Source organism: Nostoc sp., from assembly GCF_036919595.1.
GTDB lineage: Bacteria > Cyanobacteriota > Cyanobacteriia > Cyanobacteriales > Nostocaceae > Nostoc.
This window is the reverse complement of record NZ_JBALCO010000130.1, coordinates 12733-32834: the sequence shown is the minus strand read 5'-3', so window position 1 is coordinate 32834 and position 20102 is coordinate 12733. Positions and strand designations below refer to the sequence as shown.

Annotated in this window: 17 protein-coding genes and 1 pseudogene; 2 read left to right on the top strand and 16 right to left on the bottom strand. The window is 42.5% G+C overall.

Features of this window, described 5'->3' with window-relative positions; all coding sequences use genetic code 11:
• Positions 1-252 precede the first annotated feature (252 nt).
• The 10 genes from V7K21_RS19580 to purE all read right to left on the bottom strand — a co-directional run bounded on the left by V7K21_RS19580 (position 253) and on the right by purE (position 13849).
• Positions 253-1365, bottom strand: coding sequence for a PepSY-associated TM helix domain-containing protein (locus V7K21_RS19580; RefSeq protein WP_335176921.1), 1113 nt, complete (start codon positions 1363-1365; stop codon positions 253-255).
• Positions 1366-1419: 54 nt separating this feature from the next.
• Positions 1420-4125 carry a TonB-dependent siderophore receptor gene (locus V7K21_RS19575; RefSeq protein ID WP_335176920.1) on the bottom strand — a complete coding sequence of 902 codons (2706 nt, stop codon included), beginning with the start codon at positions 4123-4125 and terminating at the stop codon, positions 1420-1422.
• 90 nt (positions 4126-4215) lie between these two features.
• Complete coding sequence (locus tag V7K21_RS19570; RefSeq protein ID WP_335176919.1) at positions 4216-6876, bottom strand: TonB-dependent siderophore receptor; 2661 nt, start codon at positions 6874-6876, stop codon at positions 4216-4218.
• Positions 6877-7437: 561 nt separating this feature from the next.
• Positions 7438-7704 (bottom strand): NIL domain-containing protein, encoded by a 267-nt coding sequence (locus V7K21_RS19565; RefSeq protein WP_335176918.1) that lies wholly within the window; start codon positions 7702-7704, stop codon positions 7438-7440.
• Between the two features lie 149 nt (positions 7705-7853).
• On the bottom strand, positions 7854-8732 hold the full coding sequence (gene cysW, locus V7K21_RS19560; RefSeq protein WP_335176917.1) for a sulfate ABC transporter permease subunit CysW: 879 nt from the start codon (positions 8730-8732) through the stop codon (positions 7854-7856).
• Positions 8719-9579, bottom strand: a complete 861-nt coding sequence (gene cysT / locus V7K21_RS19555) for a sulfate ABC transporter permease subunit CysT (protein WP_335176916.1) — start codon at positions 9577-9579, stop codon at positions 8719-8721. The genes cysW and cysT overlap by 14 nt, the downstream gene beginning before the upstream one ends.
• A gap of 93 nt (positions 9580-9672) precedes the next feature.
• On the bottom strand, positions 9673-10818 hold the full coding sequence (locus tag V7K21_RS19550) for a sulfate ABC transporter substrate-binding protein (RefSeq protein WP_335176915.1): 1146 nt from the start codon (positions 10816-10818) through the stop codon (positions 9673-9675).
• Between the two features lie 1089 nt (positions 10819-11907).
• The gene (locus V7K21_RS19545) at positions 11908-12687 is read right to left on the bottom strand and encodes a class II glutamine amidotransferase (RefSeq protein WP_335176914.1); all 780 of its coding nucleotides are present in this window, start codon (positions 12685-12687) and stop codon (positions 11908-11910) included.
• Positions 12688-12845: 158 nt separating this feature from the next.
• Complete coding sequence (locus V7K21_RS19540) at positions 12846-13145, bottom strand: putative quinol monooxygenase (RefSeq protein WP_335176913.1); 300 nt, start codon at positions 13143-13145, stop codon at positions 12846-12848.
• A 185-nt stretch (positions 13146-13330) separates the two neighbouring features.
• Positions 13331-13849 (bottom strand): 5-(carboxyamino)imidazole ribonucleotide mutase, encoded by a 519-nt coding sequence (purE, locus tag V7K21_RS19535; RefSeq protein WP_334723840.1) that lies wholly within the window; start codon positions 13847-13849, stop codon positions 13331-13333.
• A 99-nt stretch (positions 13850-13948) separates the two neighbouring features.
• On the opposite strand from purE, the gene nagA reads away from it, so the two are divergent.
• Positions 13949-15130 carry an N-acetylglucosamine-6-phosphate deacetylase gene (gene nagA, locus V7K21_RS19530; RefSeq protein WP_335176938.1) on the top strand — a complete coding sequence of 394 codons (1182 nt, stop codon included), beginning with the start codon at positions 13949-13951 and terminating at the stop codon, positions 15128-15130.
• On the opposite strand, the gene V7K21_RS19525 is transcribed toward nagA, so the two are convergent.
• From V7K21_RS19525 to V7K21_RS19510, 4 genes and pseudogenes are all read right to left on the bottom strand, one after another.
• Positions 15127-15450 carry a hypothetical protein gene (locus tag V7K21_RS19525; protein WP_335176912.1) on the bottom strand — a complete coding sequence of 108 codons (324 nt, stop codon included), beginning with the start codon at positions 15448-15450 and terminating at the stop codon, positions 15127-15129. The genes nagA and V7K21_RS19525 overlap by 4 nt on opposite strands.
• A 224-nt stretch (positions 15451-15674) precedes the next feature.
• Complete coding sequence (locus tag V7K21_RS19520) at positions 15675-16799, bottom strand: site-2 protease family protein (RefSeq protein ID WP_335176910.1); 1125 nt, start codon at positions 16797-16799, stop codon at positions 15675-15677.
• Positions 16800-16879: 80 nt separating this feature from the next.
• A complete protein-coding gene (locus V7K21_RS19515; protein ID WP_335176909.1) occupies positions 16880-17059 on the bottom strand; it encodes a hypothetical protein in 180 nt (59 codons plus the stop codon).
• Positions 17060-17373: 314 nt separating this feature from the next.
• Positions 17374-18450, bottom strand: a pseudogene (locus V7K21_RS19510) (IS630 family transposase).
• A gap of 189 nt (positions 18451-18639) precedes the next feature.
• On the opposite strand from V7K21_RS19510, the gene V7K21_RS19505 reads away from it, so the two are divergent.
• The gene (locus V7K21_RS19505; protein WP_335176908.1) at positions 18640-18789 is read left to right on the top strand and encodes a hypothetical protein; all 150 of its coding nucleotides are present in this window, start codon (positions 18640-18642) and stop codon (positions 18787-18789) included.
• Positions 18790-18795: 6 nt separating this feature from the next.
• Here V7K21_RS19505 and V7K21_RS19500 read toward each other — a convergent pair whose 3' ends face one another.
• Both V7K21_RS19500 and V7K21_RS19495 read right to left on the bottom strand, forming a co-directional pair.
• Positions 18796-19629 carry a sulfurtransferase gene (locus V7K21_RS19500; protein ID WP_335176907.1) on the bottom strand — a complete coding sequence of 278 codons (834 nt, stop codon included), beginning with the start codon at positions 19627-19629 and terminating at the stop codon, positions 18796-18798.
• 58 nt (positions 19630-19687) lie between these two features.
• Positions 19688-20101, bottom strand: coding sequence for a DUF6220 domain-containing protein (locus V7K21_RS19495; protein WP_335176906.1), 414 nt, complete (start codon positions 20099-20101; stop codon positions 19688-19690).
• Position 20102: the final 1 nt, after the last annotated feature.

The following is a 20102-nucleotide window of genomic DNA, read 5'->3' as shown; positions in this document are numbered from 1 at the left end:
ACCCCTACAACTCAACTGTGCCTGGTAGAATGTCAGCCTTATAGAGATTTTCATATTTCTGGCTTTTATTAAACTACGGTAACTCTATCGTTTTAACGCATTTAGTTGTGATGTAAAGGATAGTTCCATAAAGACCGTAAAGAAACAATAAGTAAATTCACGTAAATTATGCTTAATTTATGTGGAGTACTTTAACGCCGAACCCATTAAGAATCTTTTACAGTTGATATCGTCATAATCAGCAAGCATGGATCAAAAATAGCTAGCTTTTACCCGATAGCGATACCACCACATCACCAAACCAGTAACAAAAAGAACCAATGGTGCAAGTCCAACAAATACATAGAGAATACGGGTGGGTAAGCCACCAAATGTGCCGTAGTGCAGGGGTACAAAAGAGTTGAGGACGCGATCGCCCAACGGCATCTTTAAAGCATTATTAACTCTTAAAACCTTACCACTGTACTGGTCAAGATAAACATTACTATTACCATACTCTTCATTTTCCTGTGGCAGCTTCATGCGAATTTGTAGAGTTTCTTCTGGTTTACTAGGAAAGTAAATGCTTTTGGTAATAGCACCTGGCAAAGCAGCATTCGCAATTTTTAGTTGTTGTGTTAGTTTTAAAGTTGATTTACCAGGAATTGGCTGAGATACTGGCTCGGATGGTTTTGGAGTGAATGTAACAGCGTAAATAATTGGTTCAGTCAAATCGTAGAAGTTCCAGCAGAAGCCAGTGAAGCCAGTAAAGAATAAAAAAACCACAGCGATAATGCCAGCCACTTTATGAACATCAAAGTTGGCGCGTTTAGGATGAGCATCAAGCTTGATTTTGAAGCCTGCAATCAATCTACGCCAACCAGGCCAAAGAACTAAACCTGTGATGGTGAGGACACACATAAAAAAGGCAGCAATGCCAATAATTATAGTTCCAGTTTCGCCTGCCATTAGACTGTAGTGCAGACTAAGGATCATACCTATTAAGGTGTTATCTGAGATCCGCTCACCAATAATTTCGCCTGTATAAGGATTGAGAAAAACTTCTGTCCTTTGATCCTTAATTGTTGACAATTGTCCCACGTAGGGAGAAGCAGGAGTATTCGGCAAATAAATACGAAAAAGATGGAGATCGCTTCGCGTAGCATACTTCGTCTTAATTGTATTCATCACAGACTCTGGGGATACTAACTGCACCTGTTGGGGAGTAATCTGTCCATACTGTTGAGCGATCGCAAAGCGGTCAACATCTTGCTCAAACACTAATAAGCTACCTGTCAGGCCAACGATAACCAGCACCAGTCCTACTGCTAAACCAAGATAGCGGTGCAGAATAAATGTTAGATCGCGTATTTTTTTAAAGTTCATGGTATAAGCTGCGTGATACCATACAGCACTTAATTAGTTAAGAAATTGAAGCAATCAAAACTCAAGCGAAACTGTTCCCAGCACAGTCAAAGGCGCACCAGGACGCAGATAGTAACCCTGAGAATCGTAATAGCGAGTATCAAAAAGATTCTTAAAGTTCAATCCAACCCTCCAGCGATCGCGTTTGTAAAAAATGGTGGCATCAGCACGCACATAGGAGGAGATTTTGAAAGTGTTGGGAAGTTCAGCTTCGCGATCGCCTGTGTAAAAGAATCCCCCACCAAACCCGAATCCTTTCCAATCACCATTTTGAATTTCATAAGTTGTCCACAAACTCCCCCCAACACCAGCAGCATTTACTAACGAGTCGCCTACTGGTAGAATATTATCTTTACTCACAAAAGCATCGTTGTGGAATAAGGACGCAATCACATTCCAGCCTGGTAGAACCTGCCCAGAAACATCAAATTCCAAACCGCGACTTTTGACTTCTCCAGCCGCAATAGAAAAGTCAGAGTTACCTGGAGTGGGATCGGTTGTAGCGACATTTTCTTTGGTGATATCGTAAGCGGCAAAGGTGGCAGATAGCCTGTCTTTAATTAGTTCCCCTTTGAGTCCTACTTCATACTGAGTGCCGCGTTCTGGTGGTAGTTGAGTTCCATCTACTGTCCGCGAGTCACTGGGATTAAACGAGCGGCTGTAACTGGCGTAAATTGAAATCGGTTCAATCGGCTGATAAACAATGCCAACGCGAGGTGAAAAGGCTTCATTATACAATCGGTCAACGCTCTCATCACCAATCAGATTATTACCCAAAACATCCAGTGGTTGAACGGTATTTTTACGATTGATAAAGTCATATCTGCCACCCACTAATAGCTTCAGGTTTGGTAGCAGTGTGACTTGATCTTGCAGATAAAAGGCGATCGTGTCGCGACCGTAGCGCTCGCGCTCTGAGGCTTCATCAAACTCTGGTGGTGGAGAAGCACCATACACGGGATTAAACAGATCAATACTGGGAGTGACGGAAGCGCTACTGCGGAGAAAATCGAAGCCTTCGAGGTCTTTATTCCACTCCAACCCCAGCAAAACTTGATGTTGCACAGATCCCGTATTGAAGTTACCAATTAGATCCGTTTGCAGGGAGTAGTTGCGGTAAAGGTTTCTATCTACCGAATACCGCCGTAACACAGTACGACCGTCTGCATCAAGAGAGTCCGGTCGAAACGCTAAGTCATCACCATCGGTCAGCTTAACGGAAAAGGCACTGCGGAGCCGCAGGTTTTTGTTAAAACTGTGATTAAGAGTTAAATTAATGATGTGGGATTGAGCCGAGTAATAATCTTCTGGCTCTCCCAAGAAGCGATTAATCGGCACATTGAAAACGTTGGGATCGGGTAGTAAACCGTCGTAGAAAGTGCGATCGGCATTGAGGTATTCATATTGAAACGTTAACGTGGTTCCATCCCCAAGTTTGAACGTGAGTTCAGGGGCGATGCTAAAGACTTTTTCATTCAAAAAGTCAACGAAGCTACCAGAGTTTTCATAGGCAACATTCAAGCGATATAGAATGCTTTTGTCTGAGTTAAGCGGCCCAGAAAAATCGAGCGAAGGACGATAGGTGCTAAAGCTTCCGGCTGTAAATTCAGCAGAGTAATAAGGATAATCAAGTGGTTTTTTAGTCACATAATTCACCACCCCTCCCGGCTCAAACTGACCATACAGCACGGAAGCTGGACCCTTAAGCACTTCAATCCGCTCAATGTTTGTCGGATTTGTGAGGGTAAAAGAACCCTCAGAGAAAAAACCATCCCTCAAATTGTTGTAGGTTGAAAACCCCCGGATGTTGTAATTGTCTGCCAGTCCGGCAAACCCTCCTTGTAAAGTTACACCACTAACATTGCGTGCTGCATCACTAATTCTTATGATTTGCTGATCCTTGATAACTTGTTGAGGAATAACTTGAATTGACTGGGGAATGTCGCGCAGTGGCGTATCGGTTCTGGTCGCAGTTGTAGCATCTGGTACGCTGTATCCATCTTGCTCACCCGTGACTACTAACTCAATCGGTTCACCACCTTGTGTTAATGGTTTTGGCTGTGTTTGACTTTCTGGCTGACTTGGTGGCTGAATTGATTGGGTTTGCGGTTGTTGTACTGTAGATGCAGCAGTTGCCACACTAAAAATCAAACCCTCATCTGTACTGTCAAATAACTCAACAGTTGGAACACCTGTTTCCCCCGTCACACTTACGCGGATAGTATTGGCGTCAAAATTAGTAACTGTGATTTCACTAACACCCGCAATTGGCTTTTTCGAGCGGAATGTAAATGCTTCACCACTAGGTAAACGCAACTGTGCATTAGGAATATCAGCAATGAAGTTATTACCAGCACTGCGATTCGTGATTTGCAACTGTTCGCCTTTAGATGTCTGTAAAATCACCTCTACACCCTTAGATGTGGGATTTGCCTTTACCGAGGTAACTTGTACAATTTCTGTTTGTGCCGTGTTTGGTGGTGTTGATGATTGCACTAATAACATTTTGGCGCTGGTAACAACGGGTTCTAGTTCACTTAATTGCCCAATCTTCCCAGTTGCTTCAGATGGCTTGGCTAGTGGTAGTGTTTTCGTAAAAGCGCTCAACCGATGATCAAATTTGGGAATATCTTGGGCTTTTGCAGGCTGAACCAGCAAAACTGTGAAAAGTATCAACAACCACTTCACTCCGTAGCTGAATTTAGATACTCGCTGACTCATTTTGTCTCCACACCTTATTATTTCAAATGACAAAAACACCAACCATACATGTGTTCAAACAGTACTTAATCAGTTCAGAAATTGAAGCGATCAAAACTGCACAGAAAATGTCCCTAGAACAGTCAACGGCGCACCAGGACGCAGATAGTAGCCCTGAGAATCGTAATACTGTGTATCAAAAAGATTCTTAAAGTTCAGCCCCACCCTCCAGTTATCTCGTTTGTAAAAAATGGTGGCATCAGCACGTACATAGGAGGGAATTTTAAATGTGTTAGGGAGTTCAGCTTCTCTGTCGCCTGTATAAAATACTCCCCCACCAAACCCTAATCCTTTCCAATCACCGTTTTGAATTTCATAGCTTGTCCACAGACTCCCCCCAATACCAGCAGCATTGACCAACGAGTCGCCCACTGGTAGACTATTATCTCTACTCACAAAAGCATCGTTGTGGAATAAAGACCCAATCACATTCCAACCTGATAAAATCTGCCCAGAAACGTCAAATTCCAAACCGCGACTTTTCACTTCTCCAGCGGCAATGGAAAAGTCACGATTGTTTGGATCGGTTGTAGCGACATTTTCTTTGGTAATATCATAGGCAGCAAAGGTAGCAGATAGCCTGTCTTTAATCAGATCGGCTTTGAGTCCGACTTCATACTGAGTGCCGCGCTCTGGTGGCAGTTCAGTTCTATCTGCCGTCTGCGAGGAGCTAGGATTAAACGAGCGGCTGTAGCTGGCGTAAATTGAAATCGGTTCAATCGGCTGATAAACAATGCCAACGCGAGGTGAAAAAGCATCATCATACAACCGATCAATGGTGGCATCATCAATTGGATCTCTACCCAAAGAATCCAGCAGTTGCACGCGATTTTTGCGGTGAATAAAGTCATACCTACCGCCTACTAATAGCTTCAGATTTGGCAGCAATGTCACTTGATCTTGCAGATAAACGGCGATGGTATTGCGGTCATTACGATCGCGTTCTGCTGCCTCATCAAATTCTGCTGGGCGGGAAGCCCCATATACAGGATTAAATAAATCAATACTGGGAGTCAGTGAAGCAGCACTTCGCAAATAATCGTAGCCATAGATATATTTATTCCACTCCAACCCCACAAGAAGTTGATGTTGGATGGAACCAGTACTGAAATTACTGATTAGATCGTTTTGCAGAGAGTAGTTTTGGTAATAACCCGGACCAGCGGCGAACCTTCGCCGTACAGTACGACCATCTGCATCAATGCTATCCGGTCGAAACTCTGATTCCTCAGAATTATTAACCGTAGCGGAAAAGCCACTGCGGAACTGAATGTTTTTACTGAAGCGATGATTGACGTTAAGAAACACAGAGTTTGTCTCTTGGGAGAAATGATCGTCTGGTTCCCCCAGGAAACGGCTAATTGGAGCTTTAAAAACGCTTGGATAGGCGGCCAGACCATCGTTAAAGACGCGATCAAGTTTGAGGTATTCATACTCCAGTGTCAATGTTGTAGCATCATCAATTTTGTAGGTTAATGCTGGTGCGATCGCGAATGTTTCCTGATGATTAAAATCAATAAAACTACCAAAGTTCTCGTATGCCGTATTCAAACGGTACAGCAACGTTCTGTCTGAGTTCAGGGGGCCAGAAATATCAATGGAGGGACGATAAGTGCTAAAACTTCCGGCTGTAAATTCAGCGGAGTAATAAGGCTCACTGAGTGGTTGTTTGGTAATGTAATTGACTACACCACCCGGCTCAAACTGTCCATATAGCACTGAAGCCGGACCCTTGAGAACTTCGATCCGCTCAATGTTAGTTGGATTCACAAAGTTGTCTTGAACGGCAAAACCGTTTCTCAAGTTGTCATAAGTTGTGAATCCGCGAATGTTGTAATTATCTGTAGACCCAGCATAACCCCCTTGCGGAGTCACACCACTAACATTACGTACTGCATCGCTAATCCGGGTGATTTGTTGATCTTTGATGACTTGTTGAGGAATGACTTGAATTGACTGGGGAATATCACGTTGAGGAGTATCAGTTCTTGTAGCAGTTGTGCTATCTGGTACGCGATATCCATCTTGCTCACCCGTTACCACCAATTCAATTGGCTGATCACCCGAAGCTGATGGTTGATTTGGTTGTGTCTGGTTAGTTGACTGTTGTGTTTGGGGTTGCTGCTGTGATGGCGTAGAAGGTGCAGTACTCGCAACAGAGAAGATTATACCCTCGTCTGGACTATCAAACAACTCGACAGTTGGTACACCCACCTCACCTGTCACTGTCACCCGGATAGTATTGGCATCAAGATTTGTTACCGTTATCTGTGTAACACCCGCTATTGGCTTTTCTGAGCGGAATGTGAATGCTTCGCCCGATGCTAGGCGCAGTTGAGCATTGGGAATATCAGTGATAAAATTGCTACCAGCACTACGATTTACTAGTTGCAACTGTTGACCTTTTGAGGTCTGTAAAATCACCTCCACACCTTTGTCAGTGGGATTTGCCTTAACTCCAGTTACTTGCGTAACTTCAGTAGTTGGCATATTCGGTGTTGTTGGTGACTGTACTAGCATTTGAGCGCTGGTATTGGGAAGTTCTACTTCATTGAGGTTTAGAATCTTTCCAATCGACCTATAATCACGTAATACCGATGTAACATATTTAGTTTGTGCTTTGTTAACTTCTTGAGCAATTGCACTTATTGGAACGCAGAACAAAATAGAGCTTGTAACCAGCAGAACTTTCAATATTTGCTTTAACACCATTTGCCACCCCTACACTTACTCCCCGGCTGCCATTAACTCTCAATAAATTAGCAAATAGCTGCTAGCTACTGAGATATGTAATCAGCTACTTGAGAATATAGATTACAGGATATGACTAAGCAATTGCAAATAATTATCAGAATTTATTTACAAGGGGACTTGACAGATAATAGATTTTTGATTCTATTGCTGTGATTTCAGCTACTTTTCTGTTTAAGTTAATTGAAAACTATCTTAAAGGTGTAAAACTATTAATAATATTTATTTTTAATCCACTAAATCTATAAAAGCTAATGGGACTTTGAAACAATTTTCACCCAAACATAGCCAGACTTAGCTTTATGAGTTGCAAATACATCTATATATGTATTGAGGCATCTATCAGTAACGAAATTATCGTGCGATACGGAAAGGCTCCAGAGCTTTAATAAAAGGATGTAAAGGTAAGTCATGCCGACTGGCGGCGAAATTCTCCAGTTCATTCATGCCAAAGGATAAATCTATAGGCTGTAAACACCAAAATCCCATGCTGTACGCCCCTACTATGTGTTGCTATAACTCTTACCAATCACTTGCTTTAGTGTCATCCCAGACTTGCAATTCCAAGTCGTGGAGATAGGTTAACCCACTCTGAATTTGTGCATCTGTTCCTTGTAGTTCAAGGTCAAACCAACCATCACCGACAGCATTGGCTCCCAAAATTGCTGCGGTGATATTCACAGTCAGTCCATAGTCAGACACCAGGCGAGAAATGACAGGTTCCTGGTGATAATTCTTAGGAATTCTTAGTCGAATCCGTTTATTGGTAAGTGTATTGTCACTAGCCATATCTGAATTATTTTAATCCCTGATCGGGATTGGTACAGAACTACCCTTAACCCTAATGGTAATTTCCTCATAGGTACTAGGTAGATCGTACCATGTCCCCTGATTTGCTTGTATCCTATTTAAAGGATAACTATAATCGCTTGATTTTTCTATTTAACATCTTTAATGCGGGTTTTCCGTTCTAAAAGCTCCTTCAGCACTAAGGTTACTACTGCTAACAACGCTAACAGTACAGCCGCAGAGAAAGCAGCTTCAGTTTCGTACTGTTTGTAAGCATCTTCCACAAACAATGGTAAGCTTTGGGTTTGGTCAGCAATGTTGCCAGATACCACCGAAACCGCCCCGAATTCACCCATTGCTCTGGCATTGGTCAAAATTAGACCGTAGAGTAAGCCCCAGCGGATACTAGGTAAGGTGACGCGCCAAAATATCTGCCAATCTTTCGCACCTAGAGTTCTAGCAGCTTCTTCCTGATCCTTACCAAATTCCTCTAAAACAGGAATCACTTCCCGCGCTACAAAGGGCATACTCACGAAAGCAGTAGCCAGCACCATACCTGGAAAGGCAAAGACAATCTTGATATCATGAGCCTGGAGCCAAGGGCCAAACCACCCATTGCGACCGTAAAGTAGCACAATCATCAATCCTGCGACTACGGGCGAAATCGAAAAGGGTAGATCAATAATGCTCAAAACTACGGCGCGTCCGGGAAATTTATGACGAGCGATCGCCCAGGCTGCACATAGCCCAAATACTGTATTTATAGGCAGAGAAATCAAAGCTAACAACAGTGTTAGCCAAGCTGCATGGAGAAAAGCTGGTCGCGTCAGGTTGGACAGAAACGGCCCAAATCCTTTGCTGAAAGCTTGGATAAAAACGTTGATTGCAGGGATGTATTGAACTAAGGCTAAATAGGCGATCGCTATCCCAATTAAAACTATTGGTACCCAACTCTTTTGCTCTTTAGGTTTGGCTATTTCTGTATCAGACGCAGAAGATGAGTGAAAACTTGGCTTATCTACTGTCATATCGCCTTGCCCATGCTTGTAAGAAATTAATTGCCAATAGCAATACCAACGAAATTGATAGTAAAACTATGCCAATTACTGTTGCACCAGAATAGTCATACTGCTCTAACCGCTGGAAAATTAGCACAGGTGCAATCAAATCTTGGAATGGCGTATTGGAAGAGATAATCACAGTTGACCCATATTCCCCAACTGCACGGGAGAAACCCAAGGCGATACCAGTTAAAATCGTGGGAAATAAAGGTGGCAAAATTATTTTCCAGAAAGTCTGCCATTGAGAAGCACCCAGACACCAGGCGGCTTCTTCAATTTCGTGTTCCATTTCCTGAAGCACGGGTTGCACAGTTCTCACCACAAAAGGTAGTGAAATAAATATCATTGCCACCGCTACTCCAGTGCGGGTAAAAGACACCTTAATTCCCAGTGGTGCTAGTAGCGAACCTATCCAGCCATTATCGCTGTAAACTGTTGCCAGGGTTAGCCCTGCTACCGATGTTGGCAGCGCAAACGGTAAATCCACTGTGGCGTCAATCAAGCGTTTTAAGGGAAAGTCGTAGCGAACCAGAACCCAAGCAATCAGAGTCCCAAATACGCCATTCAGCAAGGCAGCAAAGATTGCTGTAAAAAAAGTGACATTGTAAGTGGCTAATGCAATCTCACTGGTTGCGATCGCCCAAAATCTCGCGGGAGGTTCCGTACTCGCTTTCAGGAACATGGCAGCTATGGGGATAAATAACATTACTGTCAGGTATCCTATGGTGATTCGCCAAGTCCACGGAACCCGCCCCAATCTCTTCCAGAATGGCGTTTTGCGTTCAACTTCCACAGAAGGAGATACAGTCGTCATAGTCAAAAATTAAAAATTTTAATTTCAAAAAAAGTTTTTTGCCAGTGGTCAGTTGTTTTTTCTACTGACCACCGATCATTGATTAATGACTAATTACCGTTTTACTTGGGCTTGAATCTTATCAAACACACCGCCATCTGCGAAGAACTTCTGATCGATTGCACTCCAACCACCGAAGTCTGCAACTGTACCGAGAGTTTTCACCTTGGGAAATTTGTCTGTGACTTCCTTCGTTTGAGCTAAAGTCTCATCTATTGATCGAAATCCCAATTTAACAAACTCTTGCTGTGCTTCTGGGCTATAGAGGTATTTCACAAAACCTTCAGCAACTTCGCGGGTTCCATGCTTATCGACATTTTTATCTACTACAGCGATCGGATTGTCAATGGATATATTCACATCGGGAACGACATAATCAACCTTCTCGCCCTTTTGCTGTGCCAAAATAACTTCGTTTTCGTAGTTGATTAAAACATCTCCCTGCCCTTGCTTGGCAAATGTATCAGTAGCTTCTCGCGAATCTTTAGGCAAGATTGGCACATTTTTGTAGACTTTAGTCACAAATTCAGTAGCTTTAGCCTCATCACCACCTGCTTTAATCACAGAGTTCCATAGTCCTAAGAAATTCCACTTAGCACCGCCGGAAGTTTTGGGGTTAGCAGTAATCAATTTTACACCGTCTTTGGCTAAATCTTCCCAGTTCTTGATGCCTTTAGGATTGCCGGAACGAGTGACCAATGCTGCAACAGATTTGGAGACAATACCATTGTTGGGAACTTCTTTCTCCCATCCTGGCTGAATCAATCCAGCCTTCTCAATCTTTGTGGTGTCTCCAGCTAGTGCCAAGTGAACAACATCTGCTTCCAAACCATCGATGACGGCGCGAGTTTGGGAACCAGAACCGCCATAGCTTTGTTTGAAGGTGACAGTTTGGTTATGATCTTTCTTCCACTGTTCTATAAACTTAGGAATGATCGCTTCGTGAGCTGCTTTGGTAACTGCAAAAGAAACGAGGGTTAGTTCAACATTATCCTTGCTTGCAGCAACAGGACTAGCTGTAGGGGTTTCAGAGGAAGAATTACTTCCAGTTCCACCAGAGCAGGCGGCAAGCGCCATACTCAATAAAGTACCTACTAAAAAGAGCGATACAAAGCTTTTGAGCGAATTTAGCCGGAACCGATATGTTCTATGTTCAGCGATCACTTGTAACCTTTTCAGTGGGCGTTGCCACAAACTCATTCTATTTCCTCCACTAAATCTACAAATAATTGATGGGAATACAGTTATATAGTGTTTATCATACTGGATGATTCCATGTATCTAGTTGTAAACACCAAAAAACCTCACATTCTTTATCAAGAATATGGTGATTTTACCAGTTTTGTGAGCAATTACAATGCTTTTACTTTCAACTATTTAACCCTCGTGTCGATGGACACTCCAGTTTCCAACCTGGGCGAAGCTATCAGTAGGTCGTTTGCAGGGTGATGAGCGTTTACCAATGTTATCGGTGATATACTTGGAGTTAACTGTTGCTCAGGTGTTCGGTTGGCTAAAAATCAGCAGCTAGAAACCCTAGTAAAATTGATGAATATGCTTGAGAGCATTACATTAAAACTTAAGTGATGAGTTTTCAGAAATGAAATCCTATACTGACATATATAACGACTATCGTGATAATATTTATCCCTGTGCAGAGAAGAAATATTCTTAATATAAAAAAGCTGATAATTTAAGAGATGCTGTCAAAAAAGCTTTTATTAGCGAAGACGAGCAGGGAAAAGTTCATAATCATCAATGCCGTATTGGTCGCCAGTGTCTAGCTTTAGCGGTTGAGATTGCCTTAGAATATTTTGATGGTCACTATATTAGTAGTTTTGAAAACTTTCACAGTATTCACCAATTTGTTGAGTCTGTTAGTTGTGAAGTAGAAGGTTTTGGTCAATTAGCCACTTATGATGTCGCACTTCGTATTACTAAATATCTAGGTTATGAACTTCAGGAAGTCTATCTTCATGCAGGTGTTACGATTGGTACTCGCGCTCTAGGCTTTAATGTCAAGGATGGAGATATCATACCTGTAGAAGAATTTCCTGTACCCTTTAACCAATTAAGCGGAGATCATCTAGAAAATTTACTTTGCATCTACAAAGAAGTGTTAGGTAATTCTATAGCCGAAGTAGGTAAAACTTGTATTTGTCCAAAAACCAATTCTTCCTGTATCAGTAAAAACGGCTGCGCTTAAAATGCTAATAATATATGAAAAGCATGAAAGCAAAACCCATCTAGAAAGTTTCTAAATGGGAAAAATTGAACAACTATTTATTCTTAACTAAATGCATATTTCAGAGGTAATCCGTCCTGAAAAATTAGTAATTCTCCCGGTTGGATTTGTGTCCAAACTTCGTTGTCAGTCAGGGGTGTGGTAGCAATCACAGCAACGCGATCGCGTTCAGTAGTCACTTCCCGAAAATCTACGGTCATGTCTTGGTCAATTAAATGGGCAGCTGCAAAGGGCGCTTGGCGGACAATGTAACTGAGTTTGGTTGAGCAATAAGCAAACAAGTGTTTCCCGTCGGATAATAAGTAATTAAATATACCTATATTGGCAATTACATCACTAATTTCTTTCAACACAAAGTATAGTTCTCTTATGTCAGGCTTACCCTCAGGAAAACGCGATCGCAATGTTTCTAGCATCATACAAAATGCTTTTTCACTATCAGTGTTACCTACAGCTTGATAAAAGCCTAAATTTTCTGGATCAAAATCTGGCAAATTACCGTTGTGGGCAAACACCCAATACTGACCCCACAATTCTCTGCGGAAAGGATGGCAGTTGTGTAGGGCAACTTCACCCTGAGTGGCTTTGCGGATATGGGCTATGACATGGGTTGAGTGGATGGGATAACTCCGCACTAACTCCGCTATTGGAGAAACAACAGAAGGTTGGGCATCTAAAAACATCCGACATCCCTTTCCTTCAAAGAAAGCAATGCCCCAACCATCGCGATGATCATCCGTTTTTCCTCCCCGTGCAGAAAACCCTTCAAAAGAAAAGCAAATATCCGTTGGAACATTGCAGTTCATTCCGAGCAATTGGCACATGGATGTTGTAGCTCTCAATTTTTGACTAAGGCCTCAGGATCAAGATACTTCAGAATGCTGCATTGATTCTGGAGCGATCGCTTCAATCTTGGAATTTAATGAGATATTCCAAATGCTCCCCTACAATAAAAAATCTGCTTCAAGTTAGCAATATATGACTATGCCAAAAGATAGTATCGGCGGACATCTGGTGCAGCAGTCACTAAACCTTCGAGTTTGGCTACTCCCGCTTTGAGGTGGGGTGAATCTAGATGAGTATTCAGGGCTTGATCAGAAGTCCACTCCTCTACAAAAGTAAAGTCTGTTGGATCGGACTGGTTTTGCAAAAGTTCATACTTGATCGCACCTGCTTCCTGACGGGTTGGTTCAATCAGTTCCAACAGTACAGCTTTTAGTTCTTCTACTTTGTTAGGCAAAGCAATAAAACGGGCAATTACGCGAATAGTTTGGTTAGTCATTTGTCATTTGTCTATTGGGCACTTGTACTTAGCTTGTCCTGAGCAAAGTCGAGGTAAGCCGTAAAGCCTGCGGCATAGCTACGCTTAGGGCGCAGCCTCTCCAAGAGTTGTATTGAGCATTAAGCATGGGGCATAGGGGAAAGACTTGCTGCTCCCCTTCTCCCCTCTTCTGCTATTAACATTTATTAAAACATCTGCTGTAAATATTGCTCATAGCCTAGTTGTTCTAGTTTTGCTTGCTTTGCAATTACTGATTCAGATAGGGTTTGGCGATATTGCTGAACTCTTTCTAGCAATTCTGGTTGTCCAGTTGCGAGGATTTGTACTGCTAAAAGTCCGGCATTTTTGGCATTACCGATCGCTACTGTTGCCACAGGAATACCAGCAGGCATCTGTAAAATAGAATACAAAGAATCCACACCTTGTAAGTTACGGGTGGGTACAGGAACACCGATCACAGGAAGTGGAGTTAAAGACGCTACCATTCCAGGCAGATGGGCAGCACCACCGGCACCAGCAATAATCACCTTAATACCACGTTGGTGTGCAAGTTGAGCATATTGCACCATCCGTTCTGGGGTACGATGAGCAGAAACGATCGCCACTTCGCTCTCAACGCCAAATTCCTCACAAACTGCGATCGCGTCTTTCATAGTGGGCAAATCAGAATCGCTGCCCATGATAATACCGACTAGGGGAGTCATAAAATTTTGGATTTTGGATTTTGGATTTTGGATTTTGGATTAATCGCCGATTGTTTCATCTAAAATCGGATGAGATTTAGCTCTCTTTTCACCAGTGTGATGATCCAAGCAACACAAAGTGCCGTAGACATTATCAATGCTAGAGTACCAGGGTACAAAGATTTGCAGATGCTCTTGGTTAATCAAGAGGGCATAATTGAGCAAATCTTGCCAATGGGTACAGTAGGAGTACACAGCGGTGCGCCCCTACTAGATGTAGCAGGTGACTGGATTTCTCTAGGCGGCGTCGATTTGCAAATAAACGGTGCGTTGGGTTTGGCATTTCCTGAATTGACAGCTGAAAATGCTCACTTGTTAGTGAAAATCTCACAATTTTTGTGGGATGTCGGGATAGATGGATTTTTACCGACACTTGTAACTACTTCGGTAGAAAATATTCAGCGTTCGCTTGCTATTATTGCTGAGGTTCTCCCTAGTCAACAAGCAGGTGCCAAGATTCTGGGAGTACATCTAGAAGGCCCATTTTTGAATTTCCAAAAGCGTGGCGCACACCCCGCAGAATACCTGTTACCCTTAACAATTGACGAGGTAAAGCGTATTTTGGGTAATTATGCTCATATTGTGAAAGTGATTACCTTAGCACCGGAGTTAGATCCCACTGGTAAAGTCATTCCATATTTGCGTTCTTTAGGGATTACTGTCAGTTTAGGGCATTCTCAAGCAACAGCTGCCCAAGCGCAACGTGCCTTTGAACAAGGTGCAACGATGGTAACTCATGCTTTCAACACCATGCCAGGATTACATCACCGCGAACCAGGATTATTAGGGGCAGCAATTACTAATCCTGATGTAATGTGTAGTTTTATTGCTGATGGTAAGCATGTTTCACCCACGATGCTACAAATTTTACTTCGCGCTAGCTATGAAGAAAAAGGGCTATTTCTTGTCAGCGATGCCCTTGCACCTTTGGGGCTACCCGATGGTATGTATCCTTGGGATAGTCGGCAAATTGAAGTTAAAAACGGTACGGCACAACTAGCGGATGGCACTTTGTCGGGGACGACTTTACCCTTATTGGTGGGAGTGCAGAATTTGATGAAGTGGGGAATTTGTGACGTAGAAAGTGCGATCGCGTTAGCTACTAATGCACCTAGACAAGCGATTGGTTTACCAGGAATTGCCAAGAGTCAACCCGCTAATTTATTACGTTGGCATTGGGATGAGACTACAAAAGAATTAACTTGGCAACGTGCTATAACCGCAGATATGGGTATATCTTAAGTAATCCATATCAGATTAACTTTGTTTTCCTTCATGCCCACACGTACTATAAATTCATGTCCATCATCAGCAAAACTCAGCTTCCACAAATAGGTCTGAGTTTCTCCTTGTTTGAGATGACCGAAATAAATAGTTGTATAACCCTCAGACATGCGTGGAATTAGCGGGGAGGTAACTTGGTCAAATATTTCTTTGGTAATATCTCTTCTGTACTCGAAATCACCTACCGTAAGAAAAAGTTCGTAATTTCCCGCAGCAGTGGCAGCCAAAATAGTCTGCAAACAATTAATCACGTTTTCAGGGGGATTTGTCGAATTCATATATCATCCTCCTATGTCTAGTGTGATTTAGAGATCAGGTGTTGACTAACAATATAAGAAGATAATACTTGATTTATTGAACTTTAGAGATCGCACCATCGTTTATTAACCGGGTAATCTTGTTTAAAATCCTTTAGACCACTGGCTTTTGCGTCTGTTACTCCTGTTTCTGTGGAACAAGAATCTCCCACCACAGCGTAGCTTGGTGGGAGAGTGTCAATAAACTATGCAGGGCTAGGTTGAGTTCGGCTTTGAAGTAGTTGGATAATTGCAGCTTTTTCTAAGATTCCAACTAGAACGCCATTCTCACGAATTACGGGAAGCACAGATAGCTTTTGTTGTTCGAGTAACTGCATGGCTTCCAGCAGAGGTTGATCGGATTGGACTGTGGTAGATTCGGTAATTGGTCGCATGACTTCTTTGACTTGAGTTTCTGACCACAGTGCTGTGGGGATGGTTCGTAAATTATCAACTGCGATCGCACCTACTAATTGTCCATAATCATCAGTCACTAAAAACCGATGCCAGTTTTGCCCACTTATGACTCGCTCATCGGCAAACTCTCTCAGGGTAAGATTAGCAGATACAATTGGGCTATCGAGAGTTACAGCATCTTCGGCTGTCAAACCTGTGAGTTTTTCTTGCACTCTAGCAAATTGACCCGCATTACCAGCATTTTGCAACAAGAAGAAGCCAACTAACAAATTCCAGAAGTTACCGAAACTGCCAAATAATAGTAGGGGAAGTACACCAGAAAGAACTGCTACCCAACCAAAGATTTGCCCGACTCGACTAGCAAAGGTGACACCTTTATAAGGATTACCTGTAATCTTCCAAACGATAGCTTTCAGTATATTTCCGCCATCTAAGGGCAAGCCAGGAATAAGATTGAACAGGGCTAATGCCAAGTTAACAGAAGCCAGAACACCAAGAATTGCCGCTAACGGCCCTGATGCAGCAGTAGTAACACCAATAGCTGTAACGATACCGCATAGTAGTAAGCTAACTAACGGGCCTGCGATCGCTACCCAGAAAGCTTCACCTGGGGTTTTCGACTCTTTTTCTAAGCTAGCTAAACCACCAAATATAAACAGTGTGATGGATTTTACATCAATCCCCTGACCAATTGCAACGAAACTGTGGCCTAACTCATGGGCGACGACAGAGGCAAATAACATCAGCGCTGTCATCAATCCTAATAGTAAAGCTAATCCCGCAGACAATTGGGGAAATTGCGCCGCCAGTCCACTGCTATAGCTCCAAGTTACTAAGCCCAGAACTAAAAACCACGACGGGTGGATATAGAAGGGAATTCCGAAGAGATTACCAACGCGAATTGTGCCATTCATGTCGTTCACCTTTGATTTCAGCTTCGAGAGGTTTTTTCATCCTTCTCGATGTCTTTAATGTAACGAAAGGTTAAGAGATTTTAATCTTGATGACGGTAGTGGTGTCCGGCGGTAAAGGTGCGGTTATTGGGAATATTGGAATAGGACTTACGCAAAAAACCTCTCAAACTCTCATTCTTCCGTGTCGCGCCAGTTGCTTCAAGTCGGGGAACCCGCCCAACGCACTGGCTTCTCTGTGTCTCTGTGGTTCGTTCTTTCATAATCCGTGCGTAAGTCCTGTGGAAGCAAAAGTAATTACATCTCCAAGCGGTTGCTAAAGAACTAGGAGATAAACAAGATAAACTCTAGTAATAAGTAAGTACAGTTTTGCATAGAAGTGTAGCGTTTTGAATGCAAGTCGATGCATTAACAATGCGAGCCGATGCATTAACAATGCGAGCCGACGCATTAACAATCCAAGCCGACGCATTAACAATCCAAGCCGACGCATTAACAATGTAAGCCAACGCATTAACAATGCAAGCCGATGCATTAAGTAAGTCGGCGGAAAAATTTATAGTTATGTAACAATAAATTAAGGAGTATAGTTGGAGTAAAATTTAATACGTTTTATGGTGTAATTTCGGATCTCTCCCCTAGCTTGAATACCATTAATTACCCCATAGGCAAGGTCTAACTCATCGTCAAACACCTGTCCTGATAATTCATCTTTTTTGAGGTGCTGCCACTCTAATTTAATTGGGTTCATTTCGGAACAATATTTGGGTAAAAAGAAGATGTACAAACCCATGTGTTCCCACTTAGACCATAACTGCTGTACCTGTTGACACTTATGTATTGGATCGTTGTCCTGCACTATTACTCTGATGCGCCCAGACTTTTTGGGCAACTGATGCTTCAAGCTCCATCATTTGGATATAAGATTTTCTGTCAACACCACCAATAACCAAACCATAAATAAAGCTGATTAAGGGTTGCAAAAAACCGATAATACTTAATCTTCTACCACGACGCTTAGTTTGTTCTAAGCGTTTTTGTTCACCTTTGAAATAGTAAGTGTAACTTGGTTCACTCCATGCACAAAACCCTGATTCATCTAAATACTTTAAGTCGATTTCTCCAGTGCCAGCAGCTAATTCCAACATTTCTAGGTCTGCTTGTTTATGCGCCCTTACTACCGAGTCTTGTTTTCCTTTGTGACTCTTCCTGGTTCGTTTCCAAATGACCCCCTTTTTTTGAGTACCCGTCTTAATCTGTCGGGACTCAATTTAATGCAGCGATGCCTGCGGCGGGCTGCGCCTACGCGTTCTAATTTTTCGGTGAGTTGACGACTGTTGTAGGTGCGTGGCTCTTTTTTTAGGCATTCTTCTAGAAATCTAATATCAACTTCAGTCAATTTTGGTTTTACCCCTCGACCGGGTAATTCCCAAAGCCCTTCCAGTCCTAGCTTCTGCCATTTATGTAAGACTTCTCTGACTGTTTGTGGAGTCCAATTCAAATGAACTGCTATTTTTTCTACATACCAGCCATGTGCATTCAATCTGATGACTTCTGCTCTATCTTTCACTTTTTGTGGCACATCCGCTGTTCTGAGTTTTAGCAGGCTGCGGTCTTGCTCACTAGTGAGGAATACCCTTAAACGAGTGCCCATATACAAGTGACCTTAGTAGATGTATTCTACGTATTTACTTATCTTCACATAGTTTGGTTTTTTTATGCCGACTTACTTAGCATTGCAGGGTATTGTCTTTGATTAATTCGCTACGAATTGCTGAAATGCTGTACTAAGAACTATGGGATATTGAGGTAAACTCTAGTAAATCACATACATCTTCTAGTAATGAAAGCTTTAGTAAAACGCGGCGCTACAAAGGAGAAGGTAGCAGCAGTCAGACTTCGCACCATCACCAAAAAGGGCAGGGATTATCCCCAGGCTTACTATCACGCTCAAGAAAATGGGCACAAGAAAAGCAAATATATTCCCAAATAACTTTCACTATTTCTCGATCGCTACATCAGGCAAGCGACTCCACTCATTCCAAGAGCCATCGTAATTGCGAACATTCGGATAACCCAATAAATACTTCAAGACAAACCAGATATATCCAGAACGCCCACCGATAGTACAGTAAGGAAACACTTCTTTATCAGCTGTAATGCCATGACTAGTATAAAGATTTTTCAAGTCGTTGAATGATTTAAAAGTTCCATCCTCATTAAGAATTAAGATATGCTCAAGATGCACTGCACCTGGAATATGTCCAGTGAGTTCACCTGCTTTTGGTGGCTGATTGAAAAACCACTCACCACAATATTCTTGAAGTGTTCGGACATCCAACAACACGCGATCGCTTCTACCAATCGATGCCTGAACTTCATTATGTAATACTCGCAGATGAGCATCAGGAGTTTTGGCACGGTAATCAGTGTCAGCAAAGGTGGATAACTCAGTTGCCAGTGGACGAGCTTCTGATTTCCATTTCTGGTAGCCGCCATTGAGAACTCGGACATTCTCATGCCCAAAGACTTTCAATAACCAGAAAATCCAGGCTCCTGTTCCAGGATAACTGCCATAGGCAATCACTCTTGTGTCATTGGTGATGCCTGAACGTGCCATCAACTTCTCAAAAGCTCGCGCATCCCAATTCATCTTCAAATCGGGCAATAGTAAGTCTGTAAAGATGTTCCAGAAGACAGCACCAGGGATGTGAGCATTTTTGTACGGCTCTAGACTCATATCTACTTCGATAATGCGGACGTTTGGATCGTTGAGATGATTTGCCAGCCACTGGGTATCAACGAGAACGGATGAATCAGCGTATTGAGACACTTAATATTTCTCCTGTAATAGCGCAAAAAGAATTGAAAGTTGTGTTTCCTCTTCGGATTTAGTCTTGGTTGGGAAATACGATGTGTGATGTCCGATGAACTAGGGTTGTGGAAATAGAAAATAAGGAAAAGCCGATAAGTGGGTGGAAAACTGCTAAAGGAAAAGAAGTCTTTAAGTGAATTGTGAGAAATTGTAGTCCCAGCAGCACTGGCATACTTGCTGTAAGGCTCTGGACTCTTGGGGGAAAGGGAATCAAAAACACCCATACCAACAAAATTAGTGAGAGTCCGCTATATCCTCGCACCAACCAAATATGTAGGTTCCACCAATCAGAGTTGTAAAAGTAAGCTAATCCAACACTAAATACTTGGGTTGCTAAACAGAGATTGAAAAACACTGCTGCGATCAAAAAACTAATTTGAATCCAGCGCCCGGATATTTGTGTGTGATCAATGCCAGAACTTACAGTCATG

Coding starts and splice junctions, on each gene's coding strand:
- V7K21_RS19580 (WP_335176921.1), bottom strand. CDS start 1,365: ATGAACTTTAAAAAAATACGCGATCTAACATTTATTCTGCACCGCTAT.
- V7K21_RS19575 (WP_335176920.1), bottom strand. CDS start 4,125: ATGAGTCAGCGAGTATCTAAATTCAGCTACGGAGTGAAGTGGTTGTTG.
- V7K21_RS19570 (WP_335176919.1), bottom strand. CDS start 6,876: ATGGTGTTAAAGCAAATATTGAAAGTTCTGCTGGTTACAAGCTCTATT.
- V7K21_RS19565 (WP_335176918.1), bottom strand. CDS start 7,704: ATGGCTAGTGACAATACACTTACCAATAAACGGATTCGACTAAGAATT.
- cysW (WP_335176917.1), bottom strand. CDS start 8,732: ATGACAGTAGATAAGCCAAGTTTTCACTCATCTTCTGCGTCTGATACA.
- cysT (WP_335176916.1), bottom strand. CDS start 9,579: ATGACGACTGTATCTCCTTCTGTGGAAGTTGAACGCAAAACGCCATTC.
- V7K21_RS19550 (WP_335176915.1), bottom strand. CDS start 10,818: ATGAGTTTGTGGCAACGCCCACTGAAAAGGTTACAAGTGATCGCTGAA.
- V7K21_RS19545 (WP_335176914.1), bottom strand. CDS start 12,687: ATGTGCCAATTGCTCGGAATGAACTGCAATGTTCCAACGGATATTTGC.
- V7K21_RS19540 (WP_335176913.1), bottom strand. CDS start 13,145: ATGACTAACCAAACTATTCGCGTAATTGCCCGTTTTATTGCTTTGCCT.
- purE (WP_334723840.1), bottom strand. CDS start 13,849: ATGACTCCCCTAGTCGGTATTATCATGGGCAGCGATTCTGATTTGCCC.
- nagA (WP_335176938.1), top strand. CDS start 13,949: ATGATCCAAGCAACACAAAGTGCCGTAGACATTATCAATGCTAGAGTA.
- V7K21_RS19525 (WP_335176912.1), bottom strand. CDS start 15,450: ATGAATTCGACAAATCCCCCTGAAAACGTGATTAATTGTTTGCAGACT.
- V7K21_RS19520 (WP_335176910.1), bottom strand. CDS start 16,799: ATGAATGGCACAATTCGCGTTGGTAATCTCTTCGGAATTCCCTTCTAT.
- V7K21_RS19515 (WP_335176909.1), bottom strand. CDS start 17,059: ATGAAAGAACGAACCACAGAGACACAGAGAAGCCAGTGCGTTGGGCGG.
- V7K21_RS19505 (WP_335176908.1), top strand. CDS start 18,640: ATGAAAGCTTTAGTAAAACGCGGCGCTACAAAGGAGAAGGTAGCAGCA.
- V7K21_RS19495 (WP_335176906.1), bottom strand. CDS start 20,101: ATGACTGTAAGTTCTGGCATTGATCACACACAAATATCCGGGCGCTGG.